Source organism: Rhodopirellula maiorica SM1, from assembly GCF_000346295.1.
GTDB lineage: Bacteria > Planctomycetota > Planctomycetia > Pirellulales > Pirellulaceae > Novipirellula > Novipirellula maiorica.
In genome coordinates this window covers 1-10,672 of record NZ_ANOG01000865.1, presented here as the reverse complement: position 1 = coordinate 10,672, position 10,672 = coordinate 1, and the positions used below count along the sequence as shown (strand labels likewise).

Annotated in this window: 8 protein-coding genes and 3 pseudogenes; 4 read left to right on the top strand and 7 right to left on the bottom strand. The window is 54.9% G+C overall.

Going from position 1 to position 10,672, the window contains the following annotated elements; genetic code table 11:
- Together RMSM_RS27705 and RMSM_RS27695 are read left to right on the top strand one after the other, a co-directional pair.
- A pseudogene (locus RMSM_RS27705) lies at positions 1–412 on the top strand (gfo/Idh/MocA family oxidoreductase); the annotation flags it as partial.
- Positions 413–744: 332 nt separating this feature from the next.
- Complete coding sequence (locus RMSM_RS27695) at positions 745–1,392, top strand: hypothetical protein (protein ID WP_008704888.1); 648 nt, start codon at positions 745–747, stop codon at positions 1,390–1,392.
- A 120-nt stretch (positions 1,393–1,512) separates the two neighbouring features.
- Here the strand turns inward: RMSM_RS27695 and msrB are convergent, their stop codons facing one another.
- Entirely contained in the window at positions 1,513–2,058 is a 546-nt protein-coding gene (gene msrB, locus RMSM_RS27690; RefSeq protein WP_081614353.1) for a peptide-methionine (R)-S-oxide reductase MsrB, read from the bottom strand.
- Positions 2,059–2,316: 258 nt separating this feature from the next.
- Positions 2,317–3,192 (bottom strand): cysteine peptidase family C39 domain-containing protein, encoded by an 876-nt coding sequence (locus RMSM_RS27685; RefSeq protein WP_008704884.1) that lies wholly within the window; start codon positions 3,190–3,192, stop codon positions 2,317–2,319.
- Between the two features lie 106 nt (positions 3,193–3,298).
- Here RMSM_RS27685 and RMSM_RS27680 point away from each other — a divergent pair, with 106 nt between their 5' ends.
- Positions 3,299–4,387 carry an ABC transporter ATP-binding protein gene (locus RMSM_RS27680; protein WP_008704881.1) on the top strand — a complete coding sequence of 363 codons (1,089 nt, stop codon included), beginning with the start codon at positions 3,299–3,301 and terminating at the stop codon, positions 4,385–4,387.
- Between the two features lie 18 nt (positions 4,388–4,405).
- On the opposite strand, the gene ilvE is transcribed toward RMSM_RS27680, so the two are convergent.
- The 5 genes and pseudogenes from ilvE to RMSM_RS27655 form a co-directional block, all read right to left on the bottom strand.
- Complete coding sequence (ilvE, locus tag RMSM_RS27675; RefSeq protein WP_008704878.1) at positions 4,406–5,266, bottom strand: branched-chain-amino-acid transaminase; 861 nt, start codon at positions 5,264–5,266, stop codon at positions 4,406–4,408.
- A 63-nt stretch (positions 5,267–5,329) separates the two neighbouring features.
- A pseudogene (locus RMSM_RS27670) lies at positions 5,330–6,099 on the bottom strand (enoyl-ACP reductase FabI).
- Between the two features lie 267 nt (positions 6,100–6,366).
- The gene (locus RMSM_RS27665; protein WP_008704873.1) at positions 6,367–6,795 is read right to left on the bottom strand and encodes a 3-hydroxyacyl-ACP dehydratase FabZ family protein; all 429 of its coding nucleotides are present in this window, start codon (positions 6,793–6,795) and stop codon (positions 6,367–6,369) included.
- A 119-nt stretch (positions 6,796–6,914) separates the two neighbouring features.
- Entirely contained in the window at positions 6,915–7,979 is a 1,065-nt protein-coding gene (locus RMSM_RS27660; RefSeq protein ID WP_144058012.1) for an ROK family protein, read from the bottom strand.
- A 215-nt stretch (positions 7,980–8,194) separates the two neighbouring features.
- Positions 8,195–10,012, bottom strand: a complete 1,818-nt coding sequence (locus tag RMSM_RS27655) for a phospho-sugar mutase (RefSeq protein WP_008704869.1) — start codon at positions 10,010–10,012, stop codon at positions 8,195–8,197.
- Between the two features lie 358 nt (positions 10,013–10,370).
- Here RMSM_RS27655 and RMSM_RS27650 point away from each other — a divergent pair.
- Positions 10,371–10,672: pseudogene (locus RMSM_RS27650) on the top strand (phosphoglucosamine mutase); the annotation flags it as partial.

Below are 10,672 nucleotides of genomic sequence, written 5' to 3'. Positions count from 1 at the left end.
AATCCGAGGGGCAGGAGTGGCGAAGGCCGGATTCGGAATTCAGATCATTGGAACCGACGGAGTGATCGATTTGCGAATGGACACAGAACCTCTCGTCCATCTTCTGCAGGGCAATCCGTTTCGCCCAACGTCCACGCCACGCCGCTGGGTCAATATCAGCAGCGGCGGGATCGATAAACCAGAACCAATCACCGACATCAAAGCGTTGGTGATGAAACATCTCTTACCCGCTCGCGATCTGATCGACTCGATCAACGAAAACCGGCCGCCACTTTGCAGCGATACCGATGGACGGATCACGCTGGAAATGGTGCACGCAACGTTCGCTTCGCACGTTCGGCAAGGGGCAAGCGTTTCACTACCACTTGCCTCTCGAACCCACGCCTTTGTGGATTGGCGCCAGAATCGCTAGTGCGAGCCGCAGCAGCATCCGCGACGGCATCAAGCCTCGCAGCGAAGCGATTTTCTTAGGACTCACGTCCCACGGAATTTCGCTACCCCGGCTGCAGATTTCGATGGATCTCAAACACGCATTCACATTGACTACACATTTTCGCGACGCGCCATCACATTGACTCGACCTGGCAAACGGAAACTCATTTGGTCAAGCCCGTGAAACTCCCGTAAAACACGGGGTTTCATAGCAAATCGCGCATTGGAAATTTGAATTGGCATGGCACATGCGTTTTCTTTGGTTAGGCAGCCCGACTGCAAGAAAAATTTACCAACCAAGGAAAAAATCAAATGGCCGTTATCAACAAAACCTTTGCTTCGCTGGCACTCTGCCTGACCGCGTTCTGCACCACCGCTTCGGCGGATACGTACGAGCACATCGATCATCTGGCACTGAAGATCGCCGTCCAAGCGAACCAACTTGTGGGTGAAACGAGCCACTATCGACACACGCCGGAATATCGGCATCTGGTAAGCGACGCACGAGAGATGGCGAGATTAGCGGACCATATTCACGAACTTGCCCATCATCACTCGAGCGTCAGTCATTTGGACCGCGACCTCGCAATGCTGGATTCGAAATTCCATCATCTTGAGTCGCTGTTTGATGGTATCGAACGTCGTGCCGCGTACGGACATGGTCATGTTCACGGCAATACGTCGCATGTACGAATCATGCTCAACGCAATCGAAAACAACATTCACCATCTACGTTCGGACATCCAATCACTTCGCACCCCGGTCGTCTATTCAACACCGTATTCGAGCGGATGGAACGGCTACACCAGTCGGTGGGGTGGTTATAACGCACGTCCCTCAAGCAGCAATTTTGGGCATCGCGACCATCACAACGACCACGATTCGCACTCGCATCGATCTCGCTCACGCGGTGGGATCACGATTGGCGGCGGCAGTTCGCGGTTCACCATCCGCTTCTAAGCAGCGTGACGAGTAAGCGCTAAGCGGTAAAGCGTAGGCCCTGGGTGGCTTACGCTTTTTTTGTGGACTGGATAAAGCAAACGGTGCAAACATCCAGAAATCAACAACGCATCGACCACGCTAGTCTTTCTTGGCTTCTTTGCTCGGCTTGGCGGCTTCGACAAAATCAAGCGAGGCACTATTCATGCAATACCGTTTGCCGGTCGGTTTGGGACCGTCATCAAAGACATGTCCGAGGTGGGCACCACATCGCGAACAATGCACTTCGACACGGGTGTAGATCAATCGCCAATCGTTGCGAAACCCGACCACTTTTTCGTCGATGGGTTGATAGAAACTAGGCCACCCCGTTCCCGATTTGAATTTGGTCTTGCTGTCGAACAATTCTTGTTCGCAAACGATGCAGCGGTAGGTGCCCGTTTTCTTATTGTCCCAATATTTGTTTCGAAAGGCGGGTTCGGTGGCCTCGTTTTGGGTGACATCGTACTGCATCCGATTCAGCGACCGTCGTAGTTCGGCTTTACTTTTCGGCTGGTAGGCCGCCTCGGTTTGCGACGTCGAAGAAACTGCCGCGTCGTCGGCAAACGCCTCCGCTGACGTCAATCCAAGCATCAATCCAGAGAAAAGCACAGCAGCAGAAAGGGAGAGTTTTAGGCAGGTTTTCATCGGCGGGGCTCCAAAGAACTTCAAGAATACATCCTCTATTATCATCATGCCGGGGGGGCAAGGGCAACAATTGTTTCGGTCGCGACACGGATTTCTACGGCAGGTTCACCAGCGTGCGGAGCGACATCGAATAAATCGCAGTCAACATTAAATGGTCGTAAAGATCGTTATTCCGTCACCTTCCGGGGTTTCGGGACGCTGCAAACCAAGGGGGGGACCGCGGGATCATTGCGATCGAATGGGGACGCGGGGACGTTTTTAGCGGCGGACCAGCGTGACGCCTTCGCCTCGCCACAACACCCGCAAATCATCGTCGCTCCACGTTTCGCGGCCGATCGAAGGGTCGCCAATATCGAGCATCCCATCGTCGTTTCGCCCAAACAAAACGATGGAGTGGCGAAATCCTGGGTCCCAACCGTAGCGATGAACATAAATCGGATCAGCGCCATAACGGGGCAAACCCACCACCAATGCCGCCGGCCAAGGCCCTCGCCTCAGCAAAGTTTCAACATCCGTGTGCAGCACTTTGGGGCGGTAACGAGTCGACGTTGTCGCCAACGAGAGTCCACGCCACAGGCCGAGTGACGGTGTACCGCGTGCATCGGTCAAACAGTGACCGACCATCGCAGCTTCGGTCTTTTCGATCCCGACACTTTTAAGCAAGGTTGCCGCCGCTGCGGCGCTACATGTATTCGTATGCGATTGTATACAGACCTGTTTTGAATCCCACATGTTCGAACCCGTGACCGGGCGGAAGATGGGCTGCAAGACCGGTTGAACGAGAGTCGCCAATGCCAACGCTGCCATCAGCGATGCCGCCAATCCGCGTCTCCACAAAGGACGATGTGGCAACCGGTACGCAGCCCCGCTGGCGACAGCCAACGCAAACGCAGTCCAGTTCGAGAAAATGATTGCGGAGGAAAACGGCAGCAACGTCGCCCACCCCATTCGGTCCTTGGTGGCGTACAACAACAAAAAGGACGCCAGCACCGCAAACGCCAGGACGATCGATGCCAGATTCGATACCGCCGTGTTAGACGCATCCCTCGGTTTGGGACGCAGCCACCAAGCGACCAACACGATGATGATCACCGTCATCGACGTCGTAATCAGCAGTGCGATTATTAAGTCCATCGCGAAGTCCTTCGGTTGTTTTGGCGGAGGATGCCTTCTATTGTAGTGCATCCGAGCGTAACTGCGTTCGCGAAATCTGTTTCACCTTATCTCCCCTCCGCAGCCCATGTCCGCCGTCCAGCTTCGCGAGATCGAAAAACGCTTTGCGAGCCACCTCGTCTTGGACTCGCTCTCGTTGGACGTGCGGCAAGATGAGTATTTGGTGCTGCTAGGGCAAAGCGGTTGCGGCAAATCGACGACGTTGCGAGTGATCGCGGGAATTGAATCGCCCAACGGAGGACGTGTCATGATTAACGCCGTGGACGTCACGCAGTGGAAAGCACGCAAACGCGATGTCTCGCTGATGTTCCAGGGCGACGGGTTGTACCCTCACATGACGATTCGTGAAACGTTGGCGTATCCGATGCGCGGAATTATTTCGGCGTTGGAAACGGATCGGCGGATCGCACAGGCCGCGCAACGCTTGCAGCTCGCTTCGCTACTGGATCGCCGTCCAGAGAAGTTAAGTGGAGGCGAATTGCGTCGTGCTGGACTCGCAAAATCGGTCGTCCGCCAAGCTGCGGTACGGCTGCTTGACGAACCGCTGTCGGCACTCGATGGCGTGGTACGACATCAATTCCAGCAGGATCTGATTCGTTGGCACCGTGAGATCCCAGGCACCACGATCCATGTCACGCATGATGGTGACGAAGCGATGCGGATCGCCGATCGGATCGCGGTGATGCACGCCGGAAAGATTGTGCAAGTAGGAACGCCCGAGGAGATCTATCACCACCCGTGTTGTATCGCGGTCGCTCGATCATTGGGTTCGCCGCCGATGAATGTGCTGAGTGCACCGTTTTGTCGTGACCAGCTGATGTCATTGTGGCCCGACAAATTCTCGGTGAATCAGCAGAATGCACTCGACGACGACATTTTGGTGGCGATCCGTCCTGAGCATTTCGCGATTGCCAACGATTCGCCGGCCGCGGGAATGTTTGCGGTGAAGGCAGTCTGTCGTTGGCGGCAAGTGTTTGGCGGTCGCTGCCAGGCTCGTTTCGAATTAGCCAACCGCGACACCATGATCGGTGATCACGTCAACGCAATCCTCGAACATGATTGTGGCGTGCAAGTTGGCGACAGCGTGACACTTCAGACGCCACGCTACAATGTGCAGCTGTTTCGCCGCTCGGGCGAGCGACTTGAATTCGCATGATCCGCAATCAGGCCGCGTCTACGATTGGTGGACCAATTTGCGAAATGCTTCATTCAACCGCAGGGTCACCGGACCTGGTTTTCCGTCACCGATAATGCGATTGTCAATTTGCACAGCGGGAATCACCTCGGCGGCGCTGCCGGTCAAAAAGCATTCGTCCGCGATGTAGATATCATGACGTGTCATCGGAGTTTCGCGAGTTTCGATTCCTGCGGCGACGGCCAGTTCCAATACTGCGTTACGCGTGATGCCTTCGAGGATCCCCGCGTCGATCGGCGGCGTCGTCAAAACACCATTTTTAACCAGAAAGATGTTGTCGCCGGTGCATTCAGCGACTTCGCCCTTGTGGTTCAGCATCACCGCTTCGATACAGCCCGCATTGAGGCCTTCGATCTTGGCCATGATGTTGTTCAAATAGTTGAGCGACTTGATCCGTGGACTCAGTGCGGCCGGGTGGTTTCGGATCGTGGATGCCGTTACCAATTTCAGCCCTTCGGTGTAGTGGCTCTCGGGGTAGAGTGCGATTTTGTCGGCAATGATGATGACTTGCGGATCCACACAGCGAAATGGATCGAGCCCGAGCGGGCCGGCGCCTCGAGTGACAATCAGACGAATGTAACCATCGGTCAGTCCGTTCTCAGCGACGGTTGCATTGACGTCTTTGGTCAATTGCTCGATCGTCATCGGGATCGTCAATGCGATCGCCCGGGCGGATTCCCAAAGACGCTCGAGGTGTTGCTGCAGCCGAAAAACGGTGCCGCTGTAGATTCGCATGCCTTCGAAGACCCCATCGCCATAGAGCAACCCATGGTCGAAAACGCTGATTTTTGCGTTTTCGCGGTCATAGAACTGGCCATTGATATAGATTTTGCGATTCATAAATACGAGAGAGCAAAGGGGAATGCGATGAAAGGGAAATGATGCGTTTGCACGGCGGCAATGCTAATCAATATCTTGAGCCGTGACAGCGCGGACGACCTCGGCATCAAAATAATTGATTGCCATCGCGGCATCGACGACGATCGATTGGGCTGCGACACCGCTGCTGCGGGGGCTGAGCAGAAACGCTGCCGTATTGGCGACTTCATCGGTCGTGACCGCGCGGCCACGCGGAATCACTTTTTCGGCGTACAGATAGGAATCCACGTAGCCTGGGATACCGGCGGACGCACTGGTTTTCAGCAGCCCCGCCGAAACGGCATTAAACCGCACTTCGCTGAATCGGCTGAAGGATTTGGTTAGAAACGCCAACGACGATTCCAGCGCCGCTTTGATCGGCGCCATAAACCCATAGCTTTCACTCGCCATCCGTGTGGTGCTGATTCCGATCGTGACCACCGACGCATTTTTGGCAAAACGGTCGCGTAACGCATTGCAAACGCTGATTAACGAATAGGCGGAAATGTCGACCGCCTGCAGAAATTGGCGACGCGTGGTTTCATGGAACGGCCGGATGCCTTCGGGGTAATCGGCGAACGCAATCGAGTGGACCAGTCCGTCGATCGTAACTCCGTCGGACTCCAGCGTGGCAGCAAGCTGGTCAATTTGAGCTTGATCTTCGACATCACAAACCAGCACTTTCTCACCACTTAATAATTTGCTGAGACTTTCTTTTCGCGACTCGCTTCGCACGCTATAGATCACGTTGGCTCCGGCAGCACGTAGCACTTTCGCAATAGCAAACGCTACGCTTTTTTGTTGGCAACGCCCATGATCAAAATGGTCTTATCACGGAGAGACAAAAAGTCGGCGACGGGTTCGTTAGACGGAGTTGAATTCACAGTGGTATCAGCAGAGAAATGGCGGATGGATAGAGGGACGGCTACGGGAGCTTGGAATGCGTTGTTTAACCGTTAGCCGATAGGCGTGCTCTAACGGATGCAAGTACGCCTTCGGCTGACTGTTAAACGATTAAATCAACTTCACAGCGTTTACCAAAGCCGCCAATGGGATTTCAGCGAATGCCTCTAGCTAAATGCTCAACCAGGATTGGCGACCGTGCAGGCGAAGTTTAATCGTGCAGTGACTTTCCCGCCAAGTAGCATTTTGCCGGTCAAGAAGAATGCGTTGCTGACTTGATCATCCAATTTTGCGTGGATTTCCACGGTGTCGCCCGGTCGAACCATGTTTTTAAATTTGACATTGTCCAAGCGAGTTGCCACGGGTACCGCGTCGTCGGCCATTTCGGCGATCTGAGCCAGCAAAATCGCACCGGCCTGCAAACAGCATTCACACTGGATCACACCAGGCACGATGGGGTGGTTCGGGAAATGCCCTTGCACAAAAAACTCGTCCTCGCTGAATGTTTTGCGGCAAACAATCTCGGTCTCGTTCATCGAAACGATTTCGTCGACAAGCCGCATCGGTTTGCGGTGCGGAATCAGTTTCTCAATTTGTTCAATAGTCATGAATTAAAAACAGGAGGGCAAACGAGTAAACGGGGCGACCGCCGTGTCACGCCGAGAAAGCAAGAAAAGCCGGGATAAAATACGGAAACGACACGACGATTCGCCAAAAATCGCCGGACTTAGGTTTCTTCGTATGCTTCGGCGAGCGCCCCAATAACGGACGCTTGATCACCGCACCGCGAAAACACCAATCCGGGAAGGTTGCGAAACCCATCTAACGCGTGACGATAATAAGCCAATTCGGCCTGTTTGACATATCGGCGACGTAATTCGTCCGACAAATCGCAGACGCCGCCGCCGATCACTAGCAGATCGTAGTCACCGATATAGTTGATGATCAACATGGCAACGCCCAACGCGGCAGCTTGATCGTCAAACAATTCAATGGCCAACGCGTCCCCCGCGGCGGCGAGTTCACGGAGCTGTTTCGCTTTGTCTTTGATCGCGCAATCCAGCGAATTCAGCGGGTGATCGCTCCATTGTGGCAGCGTCAAACGGTAACCGAGTTGATGAGTCAGCGCGGTTAACGAAATTGCCGACTCGGCCGAACTGTACGCGTTCCCCACCTTTAATTGGCGATCATGATCGTACCGAAACGCGTCGTAGGGCAGAAACACGTGCCCCGCATGTCCGGCACGACCTTCGCAACCTCGAACCACTTTGCCTCGAGACACTTCGCCGCCCCCCAACCCCGTGCCGACCGCCAAGAAAAAGAGCGAATCGAGCTTGTCGGGTTGATGGTCCTTGGGATCAAACGGCGGTGCATCTTTCCAACGCAGACTTTGCGTGCGGATCACGTACTCGCCCAACGCCGCAGCTTGACCGTCTCCGAGATAACGCACGGGCGGTTTACCACCGGCTTGCGATAATCGCGTCTGCAAATTTTCGCGGATTCCAAAATTGACCCAATCGGGATGCGCTAAATTGGGCGTGGTCAACAACACACCATCCAGCGTGGCTGGCCCGGGGGTGGCAATCACGATCGACTGGACGTCGGCGATTGTTCTATTGAGATTCTGCAGCTCGGTGACGACTGCGTTGGTAAGGTCTTCGACGGTCGCGGTCGGGCCCTCGGTAGACCGTGTTGGAAACTGATCCGAGATTTTGAGGATCTCGCGGTCCTCGTTTCCGATCGCAACGGTCGAGGTCGTTCCCCCAACATCAATCCCTACAAAATATGTCACCGTGACCCCTCCTGCAAAAACACTCGCCGCGCGAAGCGACGTCGAGCCCACTACTTAGAATACCAGCGCACAGTAGCGGTGCGGCGCGAGCCGCCCGGTTGGCGCGAGTAAAATGTTCAAATTAGCCCGGGCGGCTCGCGCCGCAACGCTAAAACCGCTAGCTAGTATTGAAGTCGCGACATCGTTGTCGCTTTCCAACGGACGCCGCGGCGGCGTTAGCTATTCTCTTTCGCAAACGCTCGCATGTCACTCTCGATGCCTTCGAGTCGTTTGACAATCGTGTCACCCGCAGCATCAAGGTCTTGCGAATCCGCGGGCGAAACTCGCGTAAACACGTACAACTTGATCTTCGGTTCGGTTCCGCTTGGACGCGCCGCAACGTAGTTTCCTTCTTCGTCCAAGTCCAAGATGATCAGGTCGCCATTGGGACCGGAAAGTGCCGATTTCTCACCACTGGCGACATCCAATTTGGTTTGGCTTGCGTAGTCGCGGATCTGCTTGACTGCGATTCCAGCCAGCGATTTCGGTGGCGTTTCACGGAACGCTTTCATCAACCGCTGCATCGCCGCCATGCCTTCGCTGCCCTCCATCACCAAGTTAATCAAGGCTTCCTTATGGTAGCCGTGTTTGCGATGCAGATCGGCCAAACGCGAATGAAGCGATTTGCCCTGAGCCTTTAACTCGGCTGCCAATTCGCTCATCAACATGCAGGCCACCGCACCGTCTTTGTCTCGTGCGTATTGTCCTACCAAATAACCATGCGATTCTTCGGTGCCAAACACAAATTGGTCAGGACCTTCGCGATCGATGACTTCGGCAATGTATTTGAACCCGACCAATAGGTCACCGACACAGCGAACGCCATAGTCTTCGGCGATACGACGAATCAGTTCGCTGGTGACGAGTGTTTTGACAACGTAGTGGTCTGCGGACAACGTTCCGGCGGCTTCACGTTTGCAGAGCACATAGTCGGCAAGTAGCGATCCGATTTGGTTGCCGTCAAACGTGCCCCATGGGCCGGCCGAATCGGCGGTTTTTGGCGCCGCGACACCCAACCGGTCACAGTCAGGATCGGTTGCCAGGATCAGATCAATTCCTTGAGACCGAGCGTATTGGATCGGCTCGTCAAAGACAGCTTTGTTTTCCGGATTCGAGACGTGTCCAGGCACGTTCGGAAAGTCACCACTTCTCTCCTCGTGCGGTCCGTAGACTTCGACGTTTGCGAAGCCATCACGCTCGAGCAGCGGCATGACGGCGGCAGCACCGACACCGTGTAGCGGCGAATACAAAATCTTGGCGTCACGCGGTCCTTCGAATGCCTGCGCTGCGGCGGCATCGAGAAACGCTTTGTCGATTTCTTCGGTCACCACTTCGACGCGTCCATCGGCTAATGCTTCGGCGAACGGAACGGCCTTGATCTCTTGGCACGACATCACTTGCTCGATGATCGCTTTGTCGTGCGGCGGCAACACCTGAGCTCCGCTGGACCAATAAACTTTGACGGCATTGTCGCTAGGCGGATTGTGGCTGGCCGTCACCATGATTCCGCAATCGCAATTCTTGTGACGCACCGCGAACGACAACTGCGGCGTCGCTCGGTAATCATCCAGCAAATAGACTTTGAATCCCGCCGCGACCATGATGCCTGCACACAGTTCGGTGAAGTGACGTGATTGGTGACGCGTGTCATAGGCAATCGCACATGACAAGGGCTCGCTGCTTCCTTGGCGTTTGGCGTAGTCGACGACGTAGTTGGCCAATCCCTGAGCGCTTTCACCGATCGTGCGGTCGTTGATGGCATTGGAGCCGATCGGATACATCCGGCCGCGACGCCCTCCGGTGCCAAACGGAATGATGGTCCAAAAGACGTCGTCGAGTTTCTGCCACTGCTGTTCGCGGATGTGCTTGGCCACTTCGTCGCGATACGGTGCATAGCGATCTTCGGTTAACCATGAACGAATGTGGCCGGCCGCAGACTTGCTGATCTTGGACTCGCTCGCAGCGGTTTCAACAGCGGTTAATAGTTCTTGCACGAATCGCTCCGGAAAAATAATCAGTAATCAAAAAAACAGTGGCAGGACGCCCGACATGCTGGTTTCGCAGTTAAGCTAATCAAACTAAAACGCGTGTCAGCCAAACGAGTGATTCGCTCGCAGCAACTTTATCGTTGCCATCGCCCCCAACTTGCCCAAATGTCACCGCTGCATCGATGGCTGGGTCGACCTTAGTGGCGTTTGGGGCACGAATCGTCTCCATTGAATGGCCCACCCGCGTGGATGCTCCTTCGTAAGAATGTGATTCTATTTGTTTTGCAGGGTCACTGGCAACGTGGGGGAGAAAACTAACTCGCTTCCTTTCACTCTTTCTTCCTATCGAACAGACATTTTCTTCATGAGCGATTTAATCATTAGTGTCAGTGGGCTTCGTGGTATTGTCGGCGAGTCATTCACACCGGACGTCGCGGTTCGCTTTGTGGGCGCGTATGCCTCGAAACTGCCCGCCGGTCCGATCGTGGTCGGTCGCGATGGCCGCAGCAGCGGAATCATGCTGAAACAAGCCATCATTGCCGCACTGACCGCTTGTGGACGCGATTGCATCGATGCCGATGTGGCAGCGACGCCGACCGTCGGCGTGCTGGTACGACAACGAACGCCGCAGGTGCTGTACAGACTCTCTGCTAGTCCACAACTCCC

Bases quoted from the DNA above. Each gene is read 5' to 3' on its own strand.
- RMSM_RS27695 (WP_008704888.1), top strand. From the start codon at position 745: ATGGCCGTTATCAACAAAACCTTTGCTTCGCTGGCACTCTGCCTGACC.
- RMSM_RS27665 (WP_008704873.1), bottom strand. From the start codon at position 6,795: ATGACTATTGAACAAATTGAGAAACTGATTCCGCACCGCAAACCGATG.
- RMSM_RS27685 (WP_008704884.1), bottom strand. From the start codon at position 3,192: ATGGACTTAATAATCGCACTGCTGATTACGACGTCGATGACGGTGATC.
- ilvE (WP_008704878.1), bottom strand. From the start codon at position 5,266: ATGAATCGCAAAATCTATATCAATGGCCAGTTCTATGACCGCGAAAAC.
- RMSM_RS27680 (WP_008704881.1), top strand. From the start codon at position 3,299: ATGTCCGCCGTCCAGCTTCGCGAGATCGAAAAACGCTTTGCGAGCCAC.
- msrB (WP_081614353.1), bottom strand. From the start codon at position 2,058: ATGAAAACCTGCCTAAAACTCTCCCTTTCTGCTGCTGTGCTTTTCTCT.